Genomic DNA, 23,203 nt, shown 5'->3' with positions numbered 1-23,203 from the left:
GCCGGCCGGCCGGCCGCGGCGCCACGGGTGTCTGCCTTTGTGGGCCGCCCGCCACCATCGCCTCTGAATGCCGTGCGTATGTCTTGGTGGGCCGCCGGCGTTCTCCATCGAAAGCGTCCGCTTCCGTTCACTGAGCGTGTCGGCGCAACGGGCGTTTTCGGGGAGCCCTGATATGGAAACTGTAAAGCCGATCAACGTCGCCGAGCTGCGCCGCATGCGTGTGGCCGGCGAGAAGATCGCCAGCCTGACCTGTTACGACGCCAGCTTCGCGCTGGTCGAGGATCGCGCCGGTGTCGACGTCATCCTCGTCGGCGATTCGCTCGGCATGGTCATGCAGGGCGGCAACACCACGACGCCGGTCACGGTCGATCAGGTCGTCTACCACAGCAAGTGCGTGGCGCCGCAGCTCAAGCGCGCCTTCCTCGTCGCCGACCTGCCGTTTCTTTCCTACGCGACGCTGGAGCGCGCGCTCGACGCCTCGCAGCGCCTGATGCAGGAAGGCGGCGCCAAGATGGTCAAGCTTGAAGGCGGCCGCGAGCAGGCCAGCATCGTCGAGTATCTGGCGGTGCGCGGCGTGCCGGTCTGCGCGCATCTCGGCCTGCAGCCGCAGTTCGTGCACAAGATGGGCAACTTCAAGGTGCAGGGCCGCGAGGACGCGGCGGCCGAGGCGATGCTGCATGACGCCAAGGTGCTCGCCGAAGCCGGCGCCGATCTGCTGGTGCTGGAATGCATCCCCTCCGAACTCGGACGGCGCATCACCGAGATTTCGCCGGTGCCGGTGATCGGCATCGGTGCCGGGCCGTCGACCGACGGGCAGATTCTCGTGCTGCAGGACATCCTCGACATCTCGCCGCTGGTCACGCTCGGCCGCAAGCCGCGTTTCGTCAAGAACTACATGGACGGCGCGGCGAGCATCGAAGCGGCGATTCGCGCGTATGTGGCCGAGGTCAAGTCCGGCGCCTATCCGGACGCCGAGCACAGCTTCGATCTGCCGCTGACGCTGCAGTCGCCGGAACCCAAGGCCATGAAGCTGCCGACGGCGAAGGTCGCCGCGCGGCGCAAGAAGTGAGGCGCATGCCGGCGCGATGAAGACCGTCCACAGCATCGCCGAGCTGCGCGCGCAGCTCGACGCCTGGCGCCGCGAGGGCGCGCGCATCGCGCTGACGCCGACCATGGGCAATCTGCACCGCGGGCATCTGCGGCTGGTCGAAGCGGCACGCGCGCGCGCCGAGCGCGTCGTCGCCAGCGTGTTCGTCAATCCGCTGCAGTTCGGTCCGAACGAGGATTTCGACCGCTATCCGCGCACCCTGGCCGCCGACGCCGCACATCTCGCGTCGGCCGGCTGCGACCTGCTGTTCGCGCCGAGCGTCGCCGAGATGTACCCGCGCGGCCGCGACGGCTTCACCACCATCAGCGTGCCGCGCTATGCCGACGTGCTCGAAGGTCATTTCCGGCCCGGGCATTTCGACGGCGTGGCGACGGTCGTCAACATCCTGCTCAATCTGGTCACGCCGGACGTGGCGCTGTTCGGCGAGAAGGATTACCAGCAGCTGCTGGTGATCCGGCAGATGGTCGAGGATCTGCATCTGCCGATCGAGATCGTCGGCGTGCCGACCGAGCGCGAGCCGGACGGCCTCGCGCTGTCGTCGCGCAACCAGTACCTGCAGCCGCAGGAGCGTGCGCAGGCGGCGCAGCTGTATGCCGGCCTGCGCCGCATCGCCGACGCCCTGCGGCGCGGCGAGCGCGATTTCGCGGCGCTGTGCGCGCGCGAGACGGCCGCGCTGGAAGCGGCCGGCTTTCGTCCGCAGTATGTGACCGTCCGGCGTCCGGACCTGAGCGAGCCCGTCGCTGCAGACCGGGACTTTCGCATCCTGTTGGCGGCTTTTCTCGGCAATACGCGGCTGATCGACAATATCGGCCTGCTCGAGCTATAGCCAAACGAGTTGACCATAGAACGAAATGGGCTAGAATCGCGGCCTCCAGCTCTGTGACCTGGGTCACGGGCGCCGGGCGTATGTCTTAGTGGGCCGCCCGCCTTTGTTAATACTTGCAATCGTCGCGCGTATGTCTTTTTGGGCCGCCGGCGGTTCACCATCTCCAAAGAGGCCCTCCATGCAATTGCACATGCTGAAATGCAAGCTGCATCGTGCTTGTGTGACCCACGCTGAGCTGGATTACGACGGCTCCTGCGCCATCGACTCGAAGCTGCTCGAACTCGCCGGCATCCTCGAATTCGAGCAGATCCAGATCTACAACATCACCAATGGCGAGCGCTTCACGACCTACGCCATCAAGGCCGAGCCGGGCTCGGGCATCATCTCGGTCAACGGTGCCGCGGCGCACAAGGCCGGCGTCGGTGACCGCGTCATCATCTGCGCGTATGCCGACATGGACGCCGCCGCCGCGCGCGTCTACCAGCCGCGCCTGGTCTATCTCGACGAGAAGAACCGCGTGGTGCGCACGGCGAATACGATTCCGGTCCAGCTCGCCGCGTCGTCCTGACGCGGGACGGGGCATTTTCAGGAGGGGGCAGCTTGCTGCCCCCTTTTTCGTAGGGGGCGAAGCGGTGATGGCGAGCGTGCAGGCCTGGTTTCCCACGCTGATCTACAGCGAGCGGCTGCAGGCCGAAGGCCTGCGCGCCTTCAACGCCGAGCTGCGCGACGAGTGCTACCGCATCCGCGACCACGATGCCGCCGGGCGCAAATGGTCGCAGCCCAACTATCCGTTCGGCTACACGAGCTACGGTTCGCTCGATCGCCTGCACGGCTTCTCGTCGACCTTCGTGACCCTGCAGGAGCGCCTCGACGGCCACGTCAAGCGCTATGCCCGCGCCCTGCAGTGGAACCTCCGCGGCGGCCGCCTGCAGATGACCGATTGCTGGATCAACATCATGCCGCGCGGCTGCGCGCACAGCTTCCACCTGCACCCGCAGGCCGTGGTCAGTGGAACCTATTACGTGCAGACGCCGAAGGGCTGCAGCGGTCTGAAGTTCGAGGACCCGCGCCTGGCGCAGCTGATGGCGGCGCCGCCGCGCAAGCCGGGTGCGGCGGCACAGCAGCCGCATATCGTCTATCCGGCGAAGGCGGGGCAGGTGATCCTCTTCGAGAGCTGGCTGCGCCACGAGGTGCCGGCGAGCCGCGTCGACGAGGACCGCATCAGCATCAGCTTCAACTATCACTGGTATTGAGCGCCGCGCCGCAACGCGGCGGCGGCGGTTTTTTTCGGCGCCGGGAGCGGCTAGTCTTGTGTTCTCCATGAACGCTCCTTTCCCAGCATCCCTGAGCGCGACGCCGGCCTGGCGGGCGCTCGCGGCGCACGCGGCGGCCATGTCCGCCACCCGGATCGTCGATCTGTTCGCGCGGGATCCGCTGCGCCAGCAGCGCTTCGTTTGCGAGGATGTCGGCTTCTATCTCGACTATTCCAAGCAGCGCGTCGGCGCCGACACCCTGGATCTGCTGCTGGCGCTCGCTCGCCAGCAGCAGCTCGAGCGCTGGCGCGAGCGTCTGTTCGCCGGCGAGCACATCAACAACACCGAGGACCGTGCCGTGCTGCACGTCGCCCTGCGCGCGCCGCGCGGTGCGCTGTTCCGCGACTCCGGCCGCCGCGTCAGCGACGAGGTCCAGCAGGTGCTGCAGCGCATGCAGGCCTTCGCCGAGCGCGTGCGCGACGGCGAATGGCGAGGCGCGACGGGCAAGCGCATCACCGACATCGTCAACATCGGCATCGGCGGTTCCGATCTCGGGCCGCGCCTGGTGTGCAACGCGCTCGCGCCGCAGATCGACGGGCCGCGCGCGCATTTCGTCGCCAACGTCGATGGCGCCGAGCTGCACCAGGTGCTGTCGCGACTGCGTCCTGAAACGACGCTGTTCGTCGTCGTCAGCAAGACCTTCAACACGCAGGAGACGCTCTCCAACGCGCTGCACGCGCGCGCCTGGCTGGTGTCCTCACTCGACATCTCGGCGGTCGACAAGCACTTCGTTGCGGTGTCGACCAACCGCGTGGCGGTCGAGGCCTTCGGCATCGACGTCGACAATATGTTCGGCTTCTGGGACTGGGTCGGCGGGCGCTACTCGGTGTGGAGCGCCGTCGGCCTCGTCGCCATGGTCACCCTCGGTCCGGTGCGTTTCGCCGAGCTGCTGCGCGGCGCGCATGCGATGGACACGCATTTCCGGCGCGCGCCGCTCGATCACAATCTGCCGGTGCTGATGGCGCTGCTCGGTGTCTGGAACAGCAATTTCCTCGGCAGCGCGAGCCACGTGCTGGCGCCTTATGCGCAGCGCCTGGCGCTGTTCCCGGCCTGGGCGCAGCAGCTGGAGATGGAGTCGAACGGCAAGCGCGTGACGCGCGACGGTGTGCCGGTCGATTACGCGACGACGCCGGTGCTGTGGGGCAGCGTCGGCAGCAACGCCCAGCACGCCTATTTCCAGATGCTGCACCAGGGGCCGGCGATCCATCCGATCGACTTCATCCTGCCGGTGTTCGCCGATCATCCGTTCCGCGAGATGCACCGCAAGCTGCAGGCGAACTGCCTGGCGCAGGCCTCGGCGCTGATGCGCGGCAAGAACGCCGACGAGGTGCGGGCCGAGCTCGAAGCGAAAGGCCTCGGCGGCGCGGCGCTCGAAGCGGCGATTCCGCATCGCGTGTTTCCCGGCAATCGGCCGAGCAGCACGCTGCTGCTGCCGCGCGTCGACGCCTTTCATCTCGGCGCGCTGCTGGCGCTCTACGAGCACCGCACCTTCGTGCAGAGCGTGCTGTGGGGCATCAATGCCTTCGACCAGTGGGGTGTCGAGCTCGGCAAGCAGCTGGCGAACCGCATTCTCGACAGCGGCGAGGAGGTCTCGCTCGACCCTTCGACCGACGAGCTGATGCGCAAGCTGCGCCTCAACGCGCGCTGAGCATCGCCGCTCAGCCGGCCGCGGCGCGCGGGTCGGCGGGCGCTGCGGCCCGCGCTTGCTGTTGCGCGAGCGCCCAGGCGACGTGTTCGCGCACCTGTTCCTCGGCGTCGTCGCGGCGCCGGCGCAGGGCGTCGATCACCGCCGGCGAATGCGGCGCATTGCCGAGCGCGATGGCGAGATTGCGCAGCCAGCGCGCATAGCCGGCGCGGCGCAGGGCCATGCCTTCGCTGCGGCGCAGCCATTCGGCTTCGTCCCAGGCGAACAGCTCGACGAGCTGCGGCGCGTCGAGCCCGTGACGCGGCGCGAAGTCGGCTTCGGCGCTGCGCTTCGCGTAGCGATTCCACGGACAGATGAGCTGGCAGTCGTCGCAGCCGAAGATGCGGTTGCCGATCAGCGGCCGCAGCTCGACGGGAATGCTGCCGTGGTGCTCGATGGTCAGGTAGGAAATGCAGCGGCGCGCGTCGAGTCGGTAGGGCGCGACGATGGCGCGCGTCGGACAGATGTCGATGCAGGCGGAGCAGCTGCCGCAAAGATTGGCCGGCGGCGACGACGCGGCGGGCGGCAGCAGGAGGTCGGTATAGATCTCGCCGAGGAAGAACCAGGAGCCGGCGTCGCGGCGCAGCAGCAGGGTGTTCTTGCCGATCCAGCCGAGGCCGGCGTTGCGCGCGTAGGCTTTCTCCAGCGCCGGCGCGCTGTCGGTGAGCACGCGATGGCCATGCGGGCCGACGACCTGCTCGATGCGCTGCGCAAGCTTGAGCAGGCGCGCGCGCATCAGCCGGTGATAGTCGCGGCCGAGCGCGTAGCGCGAGATGTAGGCCATGTTGCCGTCGGCCAGCACGTCGGCGGCGGCGACATCGCCGTAGTAGTCCATGCGCGCCGAAATCACGCTGAGCGTGCCGGGCCGCAGACGGGCAGGGTGGTCGCGCAGGGGCAGATCGCGTTCCATCCATTGCATGCCGCCGTGGAAGCCCTCGGCCAGCCAGCGGCGCAGGTGCGCCATGTCCTCGGCGAGTTCGAGATGCGCGACGCCGGCGCCGGCGAAGCCGTAGTCGCGTGCCCAGGCCGGGATGGCGGCGGCGAGCTGCTGGGGATCGAGACGGATCGCGGACACGGCTGCGGCATCGGAAGCAAGGGCGCCATTGTAAGGATCATCCGCATGCGGTGCGGCGGGGCCGCGCTTTTATACTGTGAGCATGGCAACCTCCGCACTGCCGCTTTACGGCGCCGAACAGGTACGCGAACTCGATCGCCGCGCGATCGAGGATCGCGGCATGGCGGGCTATGCGCTGATGCAGCGTGCGGCGCGCGCCTGCTGGGAGCAGATCCGCGCGCGCTGGCCCGCAGCCGACGCGCTCGGCGTGGTTTGCGGCCGCGGCAACAACGGCGGTGACGGTTATGAGATCGCGCGCCTCGCGCGCGCCGCGGGCTGGTCGGTATGGATCGTCGCGCCGTATGGCGCGCCGGAAGGCACCGGCGATGCGCATCGCGCCTGCGAGGCCTGGGGCGCGACGGCGGGCGCCGCGGCGCCGCTGCCGTTCGAGGGCGCCTTGCCGCCGTGCGCGGTGCTGGTCGATGCCCTGTTCGGCACCGGCCTGAAGCGCCGCCTGGACGCGCGGGCGCAGGCCGTCGTGGCAGCGATCAACGCGCTGCGCAACACCGGCACCAAGGTCGTCGCCGCCGACATCCCGTCCGGTCTCGACGCGAGCAGCGGCGCCGTCTTCGACGCGGCCTGCGTGCAGGCCGATCTCACCGTGACTTTCATCGGCCGCAAGCTCGGCCTGTACACCGGCGAAGGCCCGCAGCGTGCCGGCGAGGTCTGCTTCGCCGATCTCGACGTTCCCGCGGAGATCGGTGCCGGCCTGATGCCGCTGGCCTCGTTGCAGGCGCGCGCGCAGCTCGCCGCCGTCCTGCCGCGGCGTTCGCGTACCGCGCACAAGGGCGACCACGGGCACGTCGCCGTCATCGGCGGCAATCGCGGCATGGCCGGCGCAGCGCTGCTCGCCGGGCGCGCCGCGCTGCGGGCCGGTGCCGGCCTGGTCAGCCTGCTGACGTGCAGCGAGCACACCGCCGCACTGACGGCCGCGCAACCGGAGCTGATGTGCCATGCCGGCGACGACCTCGCCGCCGCGCGCGCGCTGCTGCGCCGCGCCGATGTCATCGCGCTCGGCCCGGGCCTCGGCACCGACGACTGGGCGCGGGCGCTGTGGTCGGTCGCGCTCGACGCCGGCAAGCCGCTGGTGCTCGACGCCGACGCGCTCAATCTCCTGGCGCTCGAACCGCTGCCCGTTGCGGATGCGGTGCTTACCCCGCATCCCGGCGAGGCCGCGCGCCTGCTCGGCTGCCGCGCGGCCGACGTGCAGGCCGACCGTCTCGCGGCGCTGCGCGCGCTGGAGCAGCGCTACGCGGCGAGCATCGTGCTCAAGGGCGCCGGCACGCTGGTCAGCGGCGCGCCGCCCCAGCTCTGCCCCTTCGGCAATCCGGGCATGGCGGTCGGCGGCATGGGCGATGCGCTCACCGGCATCGTCGCCGCGCTTCGCGCGCAGGGTCTGGACGGCGCGGCGGCGGCGCAGCACGGCGTGCTCGTTCATGCCCTGGCCGGCGACTCGGCGGCCGCGAGCGGCGAGCGCGGCCTGCTGCCGGGCGATCTGATCAATGCACTGCGCGGCATCGTCAATCCATGATCGGCGGGCGGCTTCGCGCGAGGACGATGGCGCAATGAGCCTCACGACGATGAGTGCCGAAGCGGGGCAGGAGATCGCCCTGGCCGACGCGGAAGCGACCGAGCGGCTTGGTGCCGCGCTCGCGCAATGGCTGCGCGCGCGCGCCGGTGCGGTGCTGTTCCTGCGCGGCGATCTGGGCGCCGGCAAGACCACGCTGGCGCGCGGGCTGCTGCGGGCGCTCGGCGTCACCGGCGCGATCCGCAGTCCGACCTACACGCTGATCGAGCCCTACGAGCTTGCCGACCGTCACGTCGTGCACATGGATCTCTACCGCCTGCGTGACCCGGAAGAACTGGCGGCGCTCGGCGTGCGCGACTACGACCCGCGCCAGCATGTCTGGATCGTCGAGTGGCCGGAGCATGGCGCCGGCTTTCTGCCGCCGCCTTCGCTCGAGATCGAACTGCGGCTCGCGGCGCCGGGCCGGCTTGCCCATCTGCGCCCGGCGGTCCTGTCCGGTTCCCAGAGTCAACTTTAGGAAGGCTGGCCATCCTCCTGTAGTGAATAGGGAAATTTGATTTTTTCTTTGCGGTGGCTTACTTTCGCCGCAAACTGTTTTGGATAAGCGTTTGATGCATTGGGGGACTGCCCTGCTTTTCGCGCTCGTTTCGTCGCTTGCACAGGCGGCGGAACTGCGCGATCTGCGCGTCTGGGAAAGCCCTGAATCGACGCGCGTCGTGTTCGACATGAACGGCGCCGCCAGGGCCTCGGTGTTCACGCTCGCCAATCCGGATCGCGTCGTCGTCGATCTGGACGGACTGGACGGCGCCAGCATCAAGCGCGCCGCCGCCGCCGCACCCAAGGGCCTGGTCCGCCAGATCCGCAGCGCTCCGCGCGAGGGCGGCATTCGCGTCGTGCTCGACGTCACCGGCGCGGTCAGCACCCGGAAGCTCGATCTGACGCCGAACGACGAGTACGGCCATCGCGTGATCGTCGATCTGGCGCGCGATGCGGCGGCGCTGTCCGATGCCGACGCCGGCGATGCGCCGGCCGTGCGTTCGCCGGCGCCTGCCGGCCAGATCGCGAGCGCCCCGCTGCCCGGCACCACGCGCTTGCAGGACAAGCCCATCGTCATCGCCGTCGATGCCGGTCATGGCGGCGAGGATCCCGGCGCGCGCGGCACTTCGGGCCTGCTCGAAAAGAGCGTCTCGCTGTCGATCGCGCGAAAGCTCGCGCTGCTGATCAACACGCAGCCGAACATGCGCGCCGTGCTGACGCGCGACGGCGACTATTACGTCGGGCTGCGCCAGCGCGTCGAGATCGCGCGCAAGCATCAGGCCGACATGTTCGTGTCGATCCATTGCAATGCCTTCACCCGGCGCGACATGCAGGGTACCGCCGTCTACGTGCTCAGCGACCGGGGCGTCACCAGCGAACAGGCGCGCTGGCTCGCCAACAAGGAGAACGCCGCCGATCTCGTCGGCGGCGTCGAATTGCATGGCAAGGACAACGATCTGGCCGCGGTGCTGATCGATCTTTCGCAGAGCGCGACGATGGAGGCGAGCTTCGACGTCGGCTCGCGCATCCTGCGCGCCATGGGCCAGATCAACTCGCTGCAGAAGCAGGACGTGCAACAGGCGGCCTTCGTCGTGCTGAAGGCGCCGGACATCCCGTCGGTGCTGGTCGAGACGGCCTTCATCACCAATCCGCGCGAGGAGAAACTGCTCGCCGACGACGATTACCAGGGCAAGCTGGCCGCCAGCATTCTCAGTGGCGTGAAAGGTTACTTCCAGGCGTACCGGCCGAAGCAGCAGATGGTCGAGGCGGCGCCGCGCCTGACCAAGGTCAGCGCCGCCAGTGCCAGCGGTGCGCGCAACCGGCCACTGGCCGACGACTGAGCGGCCGCATGACATGAAAAAACCCCGCCGCGGCGGGGTTTTTTCATGCTGCGCGCCGCTTACTTCGGACGCTTGGCTCTGGCGAAGTGGCGGGCGATGCCGGCAATCGGGCTGCGCACGGTATTGGCCGACGACGAGCCCGGCAGCGCAAGCCCCGGATTGCCGGTGCCGCCTGCCGACACGAGTGCGGTGTAGTCGACGCCGAGACCCGCGCTGCTGCTGCTCGTGCTGCCCGAGTCGGCGTGTGCCGCCATCGGCAGTGCGGCGCCGACGACCAGGGTGAAGACCCACCGGGCGAAAAGTTGCTTGCGCATTGCATGCCTCCTGATCAATCGAAGACGAAGCCCATGCCGACCGAGCCGGCGAACTCGACGTCACCACCATAGCGTTCGCCGAGATTGGTGGCGCCGAGCGTGATCGTCAGCGGGAAGGTGGCGAAGGGCGCGACCGACAGCGCCGCGTTGGTGAAGCGGCCGGTGTACTCGGCGAGCACCGAGATCTGCTGCGTGAAATAGAAAGCCGCCGAGCCGATCACGCCGACGCCGCCCTTGCCGGGCTCGTTGTACAGCTCGTCGCCGACGCCGAGAGTGAGGATCGTCGCGAAGGGGCCGACCGGCAGCATCTTCGAAGCGACGGCGTAAGTGCTCGAGCGGTTGGCATCCCTGAACGCATCGCCGCCCCAGCGGCCGGTGCCGTTCACGCCGACGGCGAACGACGCGTAGCCGGGCAGGTTGGTGTGCAGCTTGAGGCCGATGGATCCGGCTTCGCCGAAGCCGTCGCCGCTGCCCTTGTCGCCGAACAGCGACGAAGCAGCGACCGTGACCTCGAGCGCCGCGTACTTGTCCGGATCGCCGAGGCCGAAGGCCACACCCAGCGAACCGTCCGCGTTGTCCTGGTTGCAGTCACAGGTCTGGCCGTACACGCCGACACCGGCGGTTCCCCAGCGTGCGCCGAAGGCGACCGGCGCCTGCAGGGCCGGGGCCGCGAAACCCTTGAGCTCGCTGGCCGCGGCGCTCGCGGCATCCGTGCCGACCTGCGCCCAGGCCGAAGCGCTTGCGAACATCAACGCGCCGGTCAGCGGAACCGCATTCTTATGGTTGCTTTTCATGCCGTGATTTCCCTGTCGCTGACTCATGGCCGCGGCATCGCAATGCCAGGCGATACGCCGAACCACTCTAGTGAGCCGTACCTGCGAAGACAAGCCAAGCTCCGCGGGGGACAACCCGTTCGGGGCGCCCGTCGCCCGCAGACATCGGGCGAATGCGGCGCTGCCGTCGTTCAGGTTCCAAACGGGGCGCCCGTTTGACGCGGGCTTGACGCGCCTCAGCCTGCCGCGTGCTGGCTGGCGCGCAGGCGGCGCACGAGCGGCAGATCGTCGCTGCTTTCCTGGTACGCGAGGTCGAAGTCGGCCAGCGCGCGCAGGCAGGTCTGCGGATCCTGGTCGGCGCGCAGCACGAAGCTGTTGATGCCGACGCGATGCATGCCGAGCAACTGGTCGCGCACCACGGCCTGGCCGGTGGCGCGGATTTCGCCGGCATAGCCGAAGCGCCCGCGCAACACGCGCGCCTGGCTGTAGGCGCGGCCGTCGCCGAAGCTCGGGAACTCGAGGACGATCAGCGCACAGTCCTTGAGCAGGGGCCAGGCGTCGTCGATGGCGACGGTGTTCGGCACGCGGACCGCGACCTGCCGCTGCGGGCCGGCGAGCGTTTCGCGCTCGCGCGTCCAGCGCGCCAGGCTGACGATGATCTTCTGCTGGCCCTGGTCACTGGCGTCGTCGGCCAGTTCGAGAGCGTCGTTCGCCTGGATCTGGCCGTTGCGGATCAGCGTGCTCACGCGGCCACTCCGTCTTCGGCGTAGATACGGGCCTTGAACGGCGCCATGCCGACGCGGCGATAGCACTGCAGGAAGGATTCATCCTCCGACTGCCGCTGCTCCATGTACACGCTGATGATGCGTTCGACCGCTTCGGCGATGTCGGCGCGGCTGATCGCCGGGCCGGTGCGATCGCCGAGACTGGCGTCGTTGCCGGACGAGCCGCCGAGCGTGACCTGGTACCACTCCTCGCCATGCTTGTCGACGCCGAGGATGCCGATGTGGCCGATCGTGTGATGGCCGCAGCCGTTCATGCAGCCCGACATCTTGATCTGGATGTCGCCGATGTCGTAGAGGTAGTCGAGCGAATCGAAGCGGTCGTTGATGTCCTGCGAGACGCCGATCGAGCCGGCATTGGCCAGCGAGCAGTAGTCGAGCCCCGGGCAGCAGATCAGGTCGGTCAGCAGGCCGATGTTCGGCGTCGCCAGATCGTACTGGCGCAGCGCCTGCCAGACCGTGTAGACGTCCTTCTGTTCGACTTCGCCCAGCACGAGGTTCTGGTCGTGCGTGGCGCGCGCCTCGCCGAAGCTGTAGCGCTCGGCGAGATCGGCGACGATCTCCAGCTGCTCGGCCGTGATGTCGCCCGGCACGCCGCCGGCCGGCTTCAGCGAGACGAAGACGATCTTGTAGCCGTCGGCGCGATGCTCCTTGACGTTGCGCTTGACGAAGGCGGCGAAGGCGCTGTCGCTGGCGACGTGCGCGGCGAAGCTCGTGTCCCGCGCGGCGTCGCTGCGGTAGGCGTGCTCGTCGAAGCGTGACTTGATGAAGTCGATGTCCTGCGGCTTGAGCTTCAGCTCGCCGTCGCGGATCTGCGCCCATTCGGCCTCGACCATTTCGGCGAACCTGGCCGGGCCGGTTTCCTTGACGAGGATCTTGATGCGCGCGCGATGGATGTTGTCGCGGCGGCCGAGACGGTTGTACACGCGCAGCACCGCTTCCAGATACGAGAGCAGATCGAGCTCCGGCAGGAACTCGCGGATCAGGTGGCCGATCATCGGCATGCGGCCGAGGCCGCCGCCGACGTAGATGGCATAACCCAGCTCGCCCTGCGCATTGCGCACGATGTGCACGCCGATGTCATGCACCTTGGTGGCGGCGCGGTCGGTGGTGGTCGCCGAGAAGGCGATCTTGAACTTGCGCGGCAGCCAGTTGAACTCGGGGTGGAAGGTCGCCCACTGCCGCGTCAGCTCGCAGTACGGGCGCGGATCGACGAGCTCGTCGCGGGCGACGCCGGCGAGAGGGTCCGAAGTGATGTTGCGAATGCAGTTGCCGGAGGTCTGGATCGCGTGCATCTGCACGCTGGCCAGGTCGGCGAGGATGTCCGGCACGCGCTCGAGCTGCGGCCAGTTGTACTGGATGTTCTGGCGCGTCGTGAAGTGTCCGAAGCCCTTGTCGTATTCGCGGGCGACATGCGCCAGCATGCGCAGCTGGCGGCTGGCCAGCAGGCCATACGGAATCGCCACGCGCAGCATCGGCGCGAAGCGCTGGATATAGAGCCCGTTGCGCAGGCGCAGCGCGCGGAATTCGTCGTCCGGAATCTGGCCGGCGAGGAAGCGCTGGGTCTGGTCGCGAAACTGGGCGACGCGTTCGTCGACCAGCTTCTGATCATAGACATCGTATCGGTACATGAACGGACTCGGTGAGCGCGGGGCGACTCGGCGGCGGAATGGGCGGCGGGTCGCGCATTATCCGGACTTTTCCTCAGGCAATGAAGCCCTGCGCGCGTCCGGTTATGAGCTAATGCCGAATGGTTATTTGGCCTCGGGCAGGGTCTTGATCAAGGCTAGCGCCCTTTTTTGCCGTTCCTCGGGCTCGGCGATGGCGCTGATTTCGTCGACGATCTCGTGGCTGAGGTGCGGCGCGAACAGCTGCAGGAACTCGTACATGTAGCCGCGCAGGAAAAGACCGCGCCGGAAACCGATGTGCGTCACGCTGTCCTCGAACAGATGATCCGCGGGCAGGTGCACGAGATCGTGGTCGGCCACCGGGTCGTAGGCCATGCTGGCGATGATGCCGACGCCCAGGCCGAGGCGCACGTAGGTCTTGATGACGTCGGCATCGACGGCGGTCAGCACCACGTCCGGCTTGAGCCCGCGCGCGGCGAAGGCCTGGTCGAGCTTCGAGCGGCCGGTGAAGCCGAAGGTGTAGGTGATGATCGGGTGCGCGGCGATGTCCTGCAGGGTCAGCTTCGACTTGCCGGCCAGGGGATGATCGGGCCGCACCAGCACCGAGCGGTTCCAGTTGTAGCAAGGCAGCATCACCAGCGTCTCGAAGTGATGCATGGCTTCGGTGGCAATGGCGAAGTCGGCCTGGCCTTCAGCGGCCATGCGCGCGATCTGCGGCGGCGTACCCTGGTGCAGATGCAGGCTGACGCGCGGGTAGCGCTTGCGGAACGGCTGGATCACCGGCGGCAATGCATAGCGCGCTTGCGTGTGCGTGGTCGCGATCGACAGATCGCCGCGGTCGGCATCGTGAAAGTCCTCGGCGACGCGCTTGATGTTCTCGACCTCGTCGAGCAGCCGCTGCGTGCAGTCGAGGATGCGCTGCCCGGCCGGCGTGATTTCCGAGAGGTGCTTGCCGTTGCGCACGAAGATATCGACGCCGAGTTCATCCTCGAGCATGCGGATCTGTTTGCTGACGCCGGGCTGCGAGGTGAACAAGGCCTCGGACGCGGCCGTGACGTTCAGTCCGCGCCGGGCCACTTCGTGGATGTAATGCAGTTGTCGTAGCTTCATGGCTGAGGCTTATTCGGAAACCGTATAAAAGTATAGTGCGCTATTCCGTTTGATCCGATATCTTTCGCCCCCTTATATCCAAATAATCAAATGCAAGAACTCGGCTTCATATTGGCCGGACTGGTCGTCGGCACCGCCGTCGGCGCCACCGGAGTCGGCGGCGGCTCGCTGATGACGCCGATCCTCATCCTGTTCTGCGGCATCAAGCCGGCGATCGCCGTCGGCACCGACCTGCTCTACGCCAGCATCAGCAAGGCCTTCGGCGTCGCGCTGCACGGCCGCAACGGTTCGGTCAACTGGAAGATCGTCGCCTGGATGTCGGCGGGCAGCGTGCCGGCAACCCTGCTCACCCTGCTGGTGCTGCATCTGGTCGGCGCCGGGCCGGGGCTCGATCGTCTCATCAAGCTGGTGCTGGCGGCGGCCATCATCACTACGGCGACGTTCACCCTGCTGCAGGACCCGATCCTGCGCTTGATGAAGAACTGCGGCATCGCCTTCGACGCGCAGGCGCTGCTGCGCTGGCAGCGACCGCTGACCCTGCTGTCCGGCCTGCTGATCGGCACGCTGGTGACCATCTCCTCGGTCGGCGCCGGCGTGATCGGCATGATGCTCCTGCTGCTGCTCTATCCGAAGGAACGCCCGATCGCCCTGGTCGGCTCCGATCTCGCGCACGCCGTGCTGATCACCGGCATCGCCGGTCTCGGTCACGCCGGCATCGGCTCGGTCGATTGCCGCATGCTGGTTCTGCTGCTGACCGGCGCCCTGCCGGGCATCTGGCTGGGCACGCGCATCGGCTTTCGGCTGTCGCCGCGGCTGCTGCGGCGCGGCGTCGCCGGCTTCCTGATCTTCATCGGCGTGACGATGGTGACGAGCGTGCTGGCCCGCTGAGCGGTGCCGGCGGTGCGGAACGCTATGCTGCGCACATGAACTCCGATCAGCCCGCCGGCGCGGCCGGCTACTTCCCGATCTTCCTGCGCCTGCACGGCGAAGCGGTGCTGCTGGTCGGCGGCGGCGAGGTGGCGGCGCGCAAGCTGGACTTGCTGCTGCGCGCCGGGGCCCGGGTGCAGATTGTCGCGCGCGCGCTCGGTGCCGAGGTGCGCGCCGTCGTCGATGCGGGGCGCGCCGAGCACATCGGCGCCGCCTTCGAGCCGGCTCTGCTGCAGGGCCGGCGGCTGGCGATCGCCGCCACCGACGATCACGCGCTCAATGCCGCCGTTGCGGCCGCGGCCGAGCGCGCCGGCGTGCCGGTCAACGTCGTCGACGACATCGCGCTGAGCCGCTTCATCGTGCCGGCGATCGTCGACCGCAGTCCGCTGCAGATCGCGATCTCCAGCGGCGGCGCGGCGCCGGTGCTGGCGCGGCGCCTGCGCGAACGCGTCGAGAGCTGGCTGCCGCAGGGCTACGGGCGGCTGGCGGCCTTCATGCACGCGCGTCGCGCCAAGGTGAAGTCACGCGAAACCGGCGGCCTGCCGCGCCGCATCTGGGAGCAGTTCCTCGACAGCCCCGGCGCCGAGGCGGCGCTGCGCGGCGAGGACCAGGCCGCCGAGCGCGTGCTCGACGGTCTGCTGGCCGGCGAAGCGATGCGCGGCGAGGTGTATCTGGTCGGTGCCGGGCCGGGCGATCCCGATCTGCTGACGTTCCGCGCGCTGCGCCTGATGCAGCAGTGCGACGTCGTGCTCTACGACCGCCTGGTCTCGCCCGGCGTGATGGAGCTGGTGCGCCGCGACGCCGAGCGCATCTTCGTCGGCAAGGCGCGCAACCAGCACACCGTGCCGCAGGAGGAGATCAACGCCGAGCTGGTGCGGCAGGCGCAACGCGGCCGGCGCGTGCTGCGCCTCAAGGGCGGCGACCCCTTCATCTTCGGACGCGGCGGCGAGGAAATCGAGACGCTGATGACGCACGGCGTTGCCTTCCAGGTCGTGCCCGGCGTCACCGCCGCCGCCGGCTGCGCCGCCTACGCCGGCATTCCGCTGACGCATCGCGACTACGCGCAGGCCTGCATCTTCGTCACCGGCCACGCGCGCAAGGACGGCAAGCTCGAACTGCACTGGGACCAGCTGGCGCGGCGCGGCCAGACCGTGGTGTTCTACATGGGCCTGCAGACGCTGCCGCAGATCTGCGCCGCGCTGATCGAACACGGCCTGCCGCGCGACTGGCCGGCGGCGATCGTGGTCGACGGCACGGCGCCGACGCAGCAGGTCTTCACCGGCACGCTCGATGATCTGCCGGCGCGCATCGCCGGCGCCGACATCCGTCGCCCGAGCCTGCTGATGGTCGGCGAGGTGGTGAAGCTGCGCGACAAGCTCGACTGGTTCCGCGCCGGCGCGGCGGCGCGCTGAATTCGGGAATCAGGCGGCGCCGCCGGCGCCGCGCTTCGCCTCGTCGAGATCGCGCGAACGCAGGCGTTTCTGGATCGCGCGCAACACGCCGGCGGCGTCGAGCCCGACCTGCGCCAGCAATTCCTCGCGCGTGCCGTGCTCGACGAAATGGTCGGGCAGGCCGAGATTGAGCACCGGCACCAGATGATGCTGTGCGAGCAGCACTTCATTGACGCCGGAGCCGGCGCCGCCGAGGCGGGCGTTGTCCTCCAGCGTGACCAGCAGGTCGTTCTCGTTCGCGAGTTCGAGAATGAGCTCGGCGTCGAGCGGCTTGACGAAGCGCATGTCGGCGACCACGGCGTCGAGGATGTCCGCCGCTTCGAGCGCCGGCTGCACCATCGCGCCGAAGGCCAGGATGGCGACGCGCGGCCGCCGGCGGCCATGCGCCTCGCGCACGATGCGGCCCTTGCCGACGCTGAGCGGCCGGGCGTCGTGCTCGGCCTTCAGGCCGATGCCGTTGCCGCGCGGATAGCGCACGGCGCTCGGCTGCTTCAGCTCGAGGCCGGTCGCCAGCATGCGCCGCGTCTCGTTTTCGTCCGACGGCGCCATCACCACCATGTTCGGAATGCAGCGCAGGTAGGACAGATCGAAGCTGCCGTGATGCGTCGCGCCGTCGGCGCCGACCAGGCCGCCGCGGTCGATGGCGAACACGACCGGCAGATTCTGGATCGCCACGTCGTGGATCAGCTGGTCGTAACCGCGCTGCAGGAAGGTCGAGTAGATCGCGCAGACCGGCTTGAGACCCTCGCAGGCGAGGCCGGCGGCGAGCGTCACCGCGTGCTGCTCGGCGATGCCGACGTCGAAATAACGCTCGGGGAAGCGCCTGGCGAACTCGACGAGGCCCGAGCCCTCGCGCATCGCCGGCGTGATGCCGACGACCAGCGGATCGCGCTCGGCGGCGCGGCACAGCCAGTCGCCGAACACCTGCGTGTAGGTCGGCGCGTTGTCGGCCTTCTTCGGGGGGAAGGCGCCGGTCACCGGGTCGAACTGCGTGATGCCGTGATACTTGATCGGATCGGCTTCGGCCGGCTCGAAGCCCTTGCCCTTGACCGTGACGATGTGCAGCAGCTGCGGGCCGCGCGCGTCCTTGAGGCGATCCAGCGTCGCCATCAGCGCCGGCAGATCGTGGCCGTCGATCGGACCGGAGTAGGTGAAGCCGAAGGTTTCGAACATCGCGCCGGGATGATCGAGATGCGCCTCGTTGCCGCTCTCGTCGTGGAGGGGCGCCCGCGGCGCCCGCGCGGCGTGCGGCGCGGCGAGGCCGAGCTTCTGCATCACGCGCGCCGAGTGGTCGCGCAGGGCGCCGACGTTCTCGGAGATCGACATGTCGTTGTCGTTGTAGATCACCAGCAGGTCGAGGCCGAGATGGCCGGCGTGATTGAGCGCCTCGAAGGCCATGCCGGCGGTCATGCCGCCGTCGCCGATCACGGCGACCACGCGGCGCTTTTCGCCTTTGACGCGCGCGCCCGCGGCCATGCCGGCGGCGGCCGAGATCGAGGTCGAGGAATGGCCGACGCCGAAGCTGTCGTACTCGCTTTCGCTGCGCGCGCAGAACGGCGCCAGGCCGCCGAGACGGCGGATCGTCTCCAGCCGCGCGCGGCGGCCGGTGAGCATCTTGTGCGGGTAGGCCTGATGGCCGACGTCCCAGACGATGCGGTCGTGCGGCGTGTCGAGGCAAACGTGCAGGGCCAGCGACAGCTCCACCGTGCCGAGATTGGCGGCGAAATGGCCGCCGATGCGGCCGAGGGTCTCGATCAGGTAGCGCCGCATCTCGACGGCCAGCGCCGGCAACTCGTCCGGCGCCAGCTTGCGCAAGTCGTCGGGCGTCTGGATGCGCCCGAGCAGGGCGTATCCGGGTATCTCGGTCATGCAGGTCTCGTGCCTTGCGGCACCCTATCGATACGAAACGGGATTATCGGCGAAAGGCACTGCCCCGGACCAGTGCAAGCGGCAAGGCCGGCACTGTGGCTCAGTGATCGCGGCTCTCGATATGGCGCGCGAGCCACAGCAGGGGCTCCGCAGCGTCATTGAACGGCGCCAGCGCTTCGCGGGCGGTGGCGAACAGTTCGGCGGCGCGCGCCTTGGCGGCCGGCAGGCCCATGACCGAGGGATAGGTCGATTTCAGATGCGCTTCGTCCTTGCCGGCGGTCTTGCCGAGCAGGGCCGAGCTGCTCTCGATGTCGAGCACGTCGTCCTGGATCTGGAAGGCGAGGCCGATGGCCTTGCCGTAGCGGTCGAGCGCGTCGCGCTGCACGGCCGGCAGCTCGCGCGCCGCGGTCGCGGCGAGCAGCAGACAGGCGCGGATCATCGCCCCGGTCTTGTGGATATGCAGCGCCTCCAGCTCGGCGAGCGTCAGCTCGCGGCCTTCGGACTGCAGGTCGACGGCCTGGCCGCCGACCATGCCGCGCGAACCGGCGGCATCGGCCAGGATCTCGACCATGCGCAGGCGCTGTGCGGCGCCGAGCCCCGCATCGCGATCGCAGGCGAGCACGTGGAAGGCCAGGGCCTGCAGGCCGTCGCCGACCAGGATCGCGGTTGCTTCGTCGTAGGCCTTGTGCGTGGTCGGCCGGCCGCGGCGCAGATCGTCGTCGTCCATCGCCGGCAGGTCGTCGTGCACCAGCGAATAGACGTGGATCATTTCGACCGCGCAGGCGGGCGCGTCGAGCGCGCGCGCCGGCAAGCCGAGCGTTTCGCCGGCCGCGTAGATCAGCAGCGGCCGCAGGCGCTTGCCGCCGTCGCTCGCGTAGCGCATGGCCTCGTGCAGGCGCGCCGGATAGCAGCCGGCCGGCGGCAGCCAGCGTTCGAAGCCGTCGCGCAGACGCTGCTGATAGGCGGCGACGCGGCTGGCGAACGGTTCGCTCACGACGGTTCGTCGCCGTCGGCTTGGCGGTCGCCGTCGGCCAGCAGTTCGTGGACCTTGAGCTCGGCGTTCTCCAGCGAGCCGCGGCACTGGCGGGCCAGGACGACGCCGCGTTCGAACAGGCGCAGCGACTCGTCGAGCCGCAGATCGCCGCGCTCGAGCGACTGGACGATGCCTTCCAGCTCTTTCATCGCGTCCTCGAACTGGCCGACCGGATCGGCGGCGGAGGGCGAGGCGGGCGGCGGCGCGGTTGTCTTGGTCGGCATGGGCGGAGGGCCGGAGAAGGGGTGCTAGTGTAAACGCCGTCGCCTGCATCCAAAACGCCGCGTCGCCGCATCTATATCGCCGAACGCCACCATCCGGACCGGCGCCGCGACATCCAGAGGACCGCCGTCATGATCAACATGCTTTCCAGCGCCGCCGCCACCTTGCAGGTCGAGGGGCTCGACGGCATCGATTTCGGCGCCGGCCACGGCACCGACGTGACCGGCATCATCGCCGTCGTCATGGCCTTCGCGCTGCCGGCCGTCATCGTCATCGCCGTGCTGCTGTACCGCCTGCGTCAGCAACGCCTGCAGAACGAGATCATCGCCAAGCTGGCCGCCAGCGGGCAGTCCATTCCGCCCGAGCTGCTGGTGACACGCTGCGCGCGTTCGAACCTCAGCCGCGGCCTGACCCTGCTCGCGGTCGGCATGGCGCTGGCGCTGGCCTTCTACCTGACCGGCCAGCATCACGCCTGGCCGTGGGCGCTGATCCCGGTGTTCATCGGCATCGCCCGCCTGCTGTCGTGGGCGATCGAGGAGCGCGCGCAGGGCAGCCGCTGAGCGCTGCCTTGCCAGCCCGTGCCGAACCGGCCGACGCGGCGCTGATCGCCCGCGTCGTCGCCGGCGACGATCGCCTCGCCTATGGCCTGCTGGTGCGCCGCCACCAGTCGGCCGTGCGCAACCTGCTGCGTCGTCTGACGGCGGGCGACGCGGCGCTGGCGGACGATCTGGCGCAGGAGACCTTTCTGCAGGTCTACCGCAAGCTCGCGCAGTTCCGCGCCGACGCGGCGTTCCCGACCTGGCTGCACCGCATTGCCACCAATGTGTTCCTGCAGCACCTGCGGGCACGGCACGTCGAACTGTCGCTCGACGACATGCCGGAGCCCGCCACTGCCGGCAGCGTCGCCGCCGACGAGGCGCCGCGGGCCGAGCTGCAGCTCGACATGGCGCGCGCCTTCGCCGTGCTGTCGCCGGCGGAAAGAGCGGCCCTGGTGCAGTGCTACCATCTCGACATGAGTCACGAGGAAGCCGCGGCTGCGCTCGGCTGTCCGCTGGGCACGCTGAAATCGCACCTGGCACGTGGCAAGCAGAAGCTCAAGGCCCGTCTGCAGGCCTGGGAGACGAGGACATGAACCGCCATCCGCCCATTCCCGCTCGCGACGATGACGACGGCGCGGCGTGGCTGCGCGCCGCGCTGCGCGACGATCTGGCGCAGGCGCCGTATCTCGATGACGCCGGCTTCAGCGCGCGCGTCGTGCGGCAGCTGCCGGCGCCGCGCCGGCGCTTGCCATGGCTCGACGGCATCGGCCTCCTGTTCGCGATCGCCGCCCTGGCCGTCGGTCTCGGTCCCTTGCTCGGCGAGTGGATGCATGCCGCCGGCGCGTCGATCGACGCTCTTGCGCGGACGGCGCCGGCGCTGCTGACCGTGCCGCGCGAAGCGCTGGACGGATCGCTGTCGCTGCATGCCGCGCTGAACGTGCTGGCGCCGCTGGCGGCGCTGGCGCTGGCCGCCGTATTGCTCGCGGAAATCTGATCGATATCCGAGGGGCCGCCGCGCCGCGCGCCCGCGTGCCCGAGAAAAGCGGCGTTCGCCATCTTGCCGGCGCGTGGCGCATTGGCTACCTTCGCGCGTCCGCAAGCGACCCCATTCCTCTGGCTGGCCATGGCCGCAAACTCCAATAACAGTTCTTACAGCGCTGAAGCGATTGAAGTTCTTCAGGGCCTCGACCCGGTGCGCAAGCGCCCGGGCATGTACACCGACACGACCCGTCCGAACCATCTGGCGCAGGAAGTGATCGACAACGCGGTCGACGAGGCCCTCGCCGGCTACTGCAAGAACATCATCGTCACCGTCTTTGATGACGGTTCGCTCGAAGTGGCCGACGACGGCCGCGGCATGCCGGTCGACATCCATCCGGTACACAAGGTCACCGGCGTCGAGCTGATCCTGACCAAGTTGCATTCGGGCGCCAAGTTCTCGAACAAGCAGTACCAGTTCTCCGGCGGCCTGCACGGCGTCGGCGTGTCCGTGGTCAATGCGCTGTCGAACAAGCTCGACGTGCGCGTGTTCCGCGAGGGCACCGAATACCTCATCGAGTTCGCCGACGGCGAAGTCTCCAGGAAGCTCAAGCCGGTCGGCAGCGTCGCCAGGAACAAGCGCGGCACCACGGTGCGCTTCTGGGCCGATCCGAAGTACTTCGACTCGCCGAAGTTCTCGATGCCGCGCCTCAAGCAGGTGCTGCGCGCCAAGGCCGTGCTGTGCCCGAACCTGCGCGTGACACTGATCGACAAGACGCACAACGAAGAAATCACCTGGCAGTACGAGAACGGCCTGCCGGATTACCTGAAGGACGCGCTGCAGGGCGCCGAGACCCTGCCGAACGAGCCCTTCATCGGCCAGTTCAAGGCGGCGCGCGAAGAAGCGGAGTGGGCTCTGGTCTGGTTGAACCAGGAAGGCGCGCGCGCCGAGCCGGTCGCCGAGAGCTACGTCAACCTGATTCCGACGCCGCAGGGCGGCACCCACGTCAATGGCCTGCGCACCGGCCTCACCGAGGCAATCCGCGAGTTCTGCGAATTCCGCAACCTCCTGCCGCGCGGCCTCAAGCTGACGCCGGAGGACGTCTGGAACGGCTGCGCCTACGTGCTCAGCGTGAAGATGCAGGACCCGCAGTTCGCCGGCCAGACCAAGGAGCGCCTGTCGTCGCGCGAGACGGCGGCCTTCGTGCAGGGCGTCGTCCACGACTCCTTCAGCCTCTGGCTGAACCAGCACACCGAGGCCGGCGAGCAGATCGCCCAGCTGGTCATCGCCAACGCCAATGCGCGCCTCAAGCTGTCGAAGCAGGTCGTGCGCAAGAAGATCACCAGCGGTCCGGCGCTGCCGGGCAAGCTGGCCGACTGCGTGTCGAGCGATCCAGCGCTGACCGAGCTGTTCCTCGTCGAAGGCGATTCGGCCGGCGGCTCGGCGAAGCAGGCGCGTGATCGCGAATACCAGGCGGTGATGCCGCTGCGCGGCAAGATCCTCAACAGCTGGGAAGTCGACGCCAACGAGGCGCTCGGCTCCCAGGAAATCCACGACATCTCGGTGGCGATCGGCGTCGATCCGGGCAGCGCCGACATCAACGGCCTGCGCTACGGCAAGATCTGCGTGCTGGCCGATGCCGACTCCGACGGCCTGCACATCGCGACCCTGCTCTGTGCGCTGTTCCTCAAGCATTTCCGTCCGCTGGTCGCGGCCGGCAACATCTTCATCGCGATGCCGCCGCTGTTCCGCATCGACGCCGGCAAGCAGGTCTTCTACGCCCTCGACGAAGCCGAGAAGAATGGCGTGCTCGATCGCCTGGTCGCCGAAGGCAGCCGCGCCAAGCCGCAGGTGACGCGCTTCAAGGGCCTCGGCGAGATGAACCCGCTGCAGCTGCGCGAAACGACGATGGCACGCGACACGCGCCGCCTCGTGCAGCTGACGCTCGACGACGATGCGGACGGCGCACTGTCGGCCGACAAGGTGATGGACATGCTGCTCGCCAAGAAGCGCGCGTCGGACCGCAAGGATTGGCTCGAACGCGAAGGCAATCGCGCCGAGGTTTGAGACGCTGCTGCGCTCGGCATCTCGCGCGCGGGCGGTGCTCCCGGCCCGCGCTCGCGACG

General features: G+C 68.8%; 23 protein-coding genes. 14 read left to right on the top strand and 9 right to left on the bottom strand.

Features of this window, described 5'->3' with window-relative positions; all coding sequences use genetic code 11:
• Window positions 1–172 precede the first annotated feature (172 nt).
• From panB to pgi, 5 genes are all read left to right on the top strand, one after another.
• Entirely contained in the window at window positions 173–1,069 is an 897-nt protein-coding gene (panB, locus tag K344_RS21975; protein ID WP_245586235.1) for a 3-methyl-2-oxobutanoate hydroxymethyltransferase, read from the top strand.
• Window positions 1,070–1,085: 16 nt separating this feature from the next.
• A complete protein-coding gene (gene panC, locus K344_RS0115070; protein WP_028081363.1) occupies window positions 1,086–1,934 on the top strand; it encodes a pantoate--beta-alanine ligase in 849 nt (282 codons plus the stop codon).
• A 178-nt stretch (window positions 1,935–2,112) separates the two neighbouring features.
• Entirely contained in the window at window positions 2,113–2,502 is a 390-nt protein-coding gene (gene panD / locus K344_RS0115065; protein WP_028081362.1) for an aspartate 1-decarboxylase, read from the top strand.
• Between the two features lie 67 nt (window positions 2,503–2,569).
• Complete coding sequence (locus K344_RS0115060) at window positions 2,570–3,187, top strand: TIGR02466 family protein (RefSeq protein ID WP_028081361.1); 618 nt, start codon at window positions 2,570–2,572, stop codon at window positions 3,185–3,187.
• Window positions 3,188–3,326: 139 nt separating this feature from the next.
• Entirely contained in the window at window positions 3,327–4,895 is a 1,569-nt protein-coding gene (gene pgi / locus K344_RS0115055) for a glucose-6-phosphate isomerase (RefSeq protein ID WP_245586233.1), read from the top strand.
• 10 nt (window positions 4,896–4,905) lie between these two features.
• Here the strand turns inward: pgi and queG are convergent, their stop codons facing one another.
• On the bottom strand, window positions 4,906–6,006 hold the full coding sequence (gene queG / locus K344_RS21970; protein WP_043114672.1) for a tRNA epoxyqueuosine(34) reductase QueG: 1,101 nt from the start codon (window positions 6,004–6,006) through the stop codon (window positions 4,906–4,908).
• A gap of 82 nt (window positions 6,007–6,088) precedes the next feature.
• On the opposite strand from queG, the gene K344_RS0115045 reads away from it, so the two are divergent.
• The 3 genes from K344_RS0115045 to K344_RS21965 all read left to right on the top strand — a co-directional run bounded on the left by K344_RS0115045 (window position 6,089) and on the right by K344_RS21965 (window position 9,450).
• The gene (locus K344_RS0115045) at window positions 6,089–7,576 is read left to right on the top strand and encodes a bifunctional ADP-dependent NAD(P)H-hydrate dehydratase/NAD(P)H-hydrate epimerase (RefSeq protein ID WP_051362277.1); all 1,488 of its coding nucleotides are present in this window, start codon (window positions 6,089–6,091) and stop codon (window positions 7,574–7,576) included.
• Between the two features lie 34 nt (window positions 7,577–7,610).
• Complete coding sequence (gene tsaE / locus K344_RS0115040; protein ID WP_245586232.1) at window positions 7,611–8,090, top strand: tRNA (adenosine(37)-N6)-threonylcarbamoyltransferase complex ATPase subunit type 1 TsaE; 480 nt, start codon at window positions 7,611–7,613, stop codon at window positions 8,088–8,090.
• A 94-nt stretch (window positions 8,091–8,184) separates the two neighbouring features.
• Entirely contained in the window at window positions 8,185–9,450 is a 1,266-nt protein-coding gene (locus tag K344_RS21965; RefSeq protein WP_051362276.1) for an N-acetylmuramoyl-L-alanine amidase, read from the top strand.
• Window positions 9,451–9,509: 59 nt separating this feature from the next.
• On the opposite strand, the gene K344_RS0115030 is transcribed toward K344_RS21965, so the two are convergent.
• The 5 genes from K344_RS0115030 to cysB form a co-directional block, all read right to left on the bottom strand.
• Window positions 9,510–9,764, bottom strand: coding sequence for a hypothetical protein (locus tag K344_RS0115030; RefSeq protein ID WP_028081357.1), 255 nt, complete (start codon window positions 9,762–9,764; stop codon window positions 9,510–9,512).
• Between the two features lie 14 nt (window positions 9,765–9,778).
• On the bottom strand, window positions 9,779–10,558 hold the full coding sequence (locus K344_RS0115025) for a hypothetical protein (protein ID WP_245586231.1): 780 nt from the start codon (window positions 10,556–10,558) through the stop codon (window positions 9,779–9,781).
• Between the two features lie 215 nt (window positions 10,559–10,773).
• On the bottom strand, window positions 10,774–11,283 hold the full coding sequence (locus K344_RS21960; RefSeq protein ID WP_051362275.1) for a DUF934 domain-containing protein: 510 nt from the start codon (window positions 11,281–11,283) through the stop codon (window positions 10,774–10,776).
• Complete coding sequence (locus K344_RS0115015) at window positions 11,280–12,950, bottom strand: nitrite/sulfite reductase (protein WP_028081355.1); 1,671 nt, start codon at window positions 12,948–12,950, stop codon at window positions 11,280–11,282. Before K344_RS0115015 ends, K344_RS21960 begins: the two co-directional genes overlap by 4 nt.
• A 123-nt stretch (window positions 12,951–13,073) precedes the next feature.
• The gene (gene cysB / locus K344_RS0115010) at window positions 13,074–14,057 is read right to left on the bottom strand and encodes an HTH-type transcriptional regulator CysB (RefSeq protein WP_028081354.1); all 984 of its coding nucleotides are present in this window, start codon (window positions 14,055–14,057) and stop codon (window positions 13,074–13,076) included.
• A 90-nt stretch (window positions 14,058–14,147) separates the two neighbouring features.
• Here cysB and K344_RS0115005 point away from each other — a divergent pair, with 90 nt between their 5' ends.
• Both K344_RS0115005 and cysG read left to right on the top strand, forming a co-directional pair.
• Window positions 14,148–14,945, top strand: a complete 798-nt coding sequence (locus K344_RS0115005) for a sulfite exporter TauE/SafE family protein (protein ID WP_043114671.1) — start codon at window positions 14,148–14,150, stop codon at window positions 14,943–14,945.
• 35 nt (window positions 14,946–14,980) lie between these two features.
• Window positions 14,981–16,396: a siroheme synthase CysG gene (gene cysG, locus K344_RS0115000; RefSeq protein ID WP_028081352.1), complete on the top strand. Its 1,416-nt coding sequence runs from the start codon at window positions 14,981–14,983 to the stop codon at window positions 16,394–16,396.
• A 9-nt stretch (window positions 16,397–16,405) separates the two neighbouring features.
• On the opposite strand, the gene dxs is transcribed toward cysG, so the two are convergent.
• From dxs to xseB, 3 genes are all read right to left on the bottom strand, one after another.
• Window positions 16,406–18,304: a 1-deoxy-D-xylulose-5-phosphate synthase gene (gene dxs, locus K344_RS0114995; protein ID WP_028081351.1), complete on the bottom strand. Its 1,899-nt coding sequence runs from the start codon at window positions 18,302–18,304 to the stop codon at window positions 16,406–16,408.
• Between the two features lie 100 nt (window positions 18,305–18,404).
• Complete coding sequence (locus K344_RS0114990) at window positions 18,405–19,298, bottom strand: polyprenyl synthetase family protein (RefSeq protein ID WP_028081350.1); 894 nt, start codon at window positions 19,296–19,298, stop codon at window positions 18,405–18,407.
• The gene (gene xseB / locus K344_RS0114985; protein ID WP_028081349.1) at window positions 19,295–19,561 is read right to left on the bottom strand and encodes an exodeoxyribonuclease VII small subunit; all 267 of its coding nucleotides are present in this window, start codon (window positions 19,559–19,561) and stop codon (window positions 19,295–19,297) included. Before xseB ends, K344_RS0114990 begins: the two co-directional genes overlap by 4 nt.
• Before the next feature lie 129 nt (window positions 19,562–19,690).
• Between xseB and K344_RS24170 the strand changes: the two genes are divergently transcribed.
• From K344_RS24170 to parE, 4 genes are all read left to right on the top strand, one after another.
• Window positions 19,691–20,119 (top strand): DUF6249 domain-containing protein, encoded by a 429-nt coding sequence (locus K344_RS24170; protein ID WP_028081348.1) that lies wholly within the window; start codon window positions 19,691–19,693, stop codon window positions 20,117–20,119.
• A gap of 8 nt (window positions 20,120–20,127) precedes the next feature.
• Entirely contained in the window at window positions 20,128–20,691 is a 564-nt protein-coding gene (locus K344_RS24165) for an RNA polymerase sigma factor (protein ID WP_028081347.1), read from the top strand.
• On the top strand, window positions 20,688–21,092 hold the full coding sequence (locus tag K344_RS0114970; protein ID WP_028081346.1) for a hypothetical protein: 405 nt from the start codon (window positions 20,688–20,690) through the stop codon (window positions 21,090–21,092). The genes K344_RS24165 and K344_RS0114970 overlap by 4 nt, the downstream gene beginning before the upstream one ends.
• Window positions 21,093–21,221: 129 nt before the next feature.
• The gene (gene parE, locus K344_RS0114965; protein WP_043114668.1) at window positions 21,222–23,144 is read left to right on the top strand and encodes a DNA topoisomerase IV subunit B; all 1,923 of its coding nucleotides are present in this window, start codon (window positions 21,222–21,224) and stop codon (window positions 23,142–23,144) included.
• Window positions 23,145–23,203: the final 59 nt, after the last annotated feature.

The organism is Solimonas soli DSM 21787 (genome assembly GCF_000474945.1).
Classification (GTDB): domain Bacteria; phylum Pseudomonadota; class Gammaproteobacteria; order Nevskiales; family Nevskiaceae; genus Solimonas; species Solimonas soli.
This window is presented reverse-complemented; position numbering and strand designations above follow the sequence as displayed.

Coding starts and splice junctions, on each gene's coding strand:
- panC (WP_028081363.1), top strand. CDS start 1,086: ATGAAGACCGTCCACAGCATCGCCGAGCTGCGCGCGCAGCTCGACGCC.
- K344_RS0115025 (WP_245586231.1), bottom strand. CDS start 10,558: ATGAAAAGCAACCATAAGAATGCGGTTCCGCTGACCGGCGCGTTGATG.
- pgi (WP_245586233.1), top strand. CDS start 3,327: ATGTCCGCCACCCGGATCGTCGATCTGTTCGCGCGGGATCCGCTGCGC.
- cysG (WP_028081352.1), top strand. CDS start 14,981: ATGAACTCCGATCAGCCCGCCGGCGCGGCCGGCTACTTCCCGATCTTC.
- K344_RS0115060 (WP_028081361.1), top strand. CDS start 2,570: ATGGCGAGCGTGCAGGCCTGGTTTCCCACGCTGATCTACAGCGAGCGG.
- K344_RS21965 (WP_051362276.1), top strand. CDS start 8,185: ATGCATTGGGGGACTGCCCTGCTTTTCGCGCTCGTTTCGTCGCTTGCA.
- dxs (WP_028081351.1), bottom strand. CDS start 18,304: ATGACCGAGATACCCGGATACGCCCTGCTCGGGCGCATCCAGACGCCC.
- K344_RS0114970 (WP_028081346.1), top strand. CDS start 20,688: ATGAACCGCCATCCGCCCATTCCCGCTCGCGACGATGACGACGGCGCG.
- cysB (WP_028081354.1), bottom strand. CDS start 14,057: ATGAAGCTACGACAACTGCATTACATCCACGAAGTGGCCCGGCGCGGA.
- tsaE (WP_245586232.1), top strand. CDS start 7,611: ATGAGCCTCACGACGATGAGTGCCGAAGCGGGGCAGGAGATCGCCCTG.
- xseB (WP_028081349.1), bottom strand. CDS start 19,561: ATGCCGACCAAGACAACCGCGCCGCCGCCCGCCTCGCCCTCCGCCGCC.
- K344_RS0115045 (WP_051362277.1), top strand. CDS start 6,089: ATGGCAACCTCCGCACTGCCGCTTTACGGCGCCGAACAGGTACGCGAA.
- parE (WP_043114668.1), top strand. CDS start 21,222: ATGGCCGCAAACTCCAATAACAGTTCTTACAGCGCTGAAGCGATTGAA.
- K344_RS0115030 (WP_028081357.1), bottom strand. CDS start 9,764: ATGCGCAAGCAACTTTTCGCCCGGTGGGTCTTCACCCTGGTCGTCGGC.
- panB (WP_245586235.1), top strand. CDS start 173: ATGGAAACTGTAAAGCCGATCAACGTCGCCGAGCTGCGCCGCATGCGT.
- panD (WP_028081362.1), top strand. CDS start 2,113: ATGCAATTGCACATGCTGAAATGCAAGCTGCATCGTGCTTGTGTGACC.
- K344_RS0115005 (WP_043114671.1), top strand. CDS start 14,148: ATGCAAGAACTCGGCTTCATATTGGCCGGACTGGTCGTCGGCACCGCC.
- K344_RS24170 (WP_028081348.1), top strand. CDS start 19,691: ATGATCAACATGCTTTCCAGCGCCGCCGCCACCTTGCAGGTCGAGGGG.
- K344_RS0115015 (WP_028081355.1), bottom strand. CDS start 12,950: ATGTACCGATACGATGTCTATGATCAGAAGCTGGTCGACGAACGCGTC.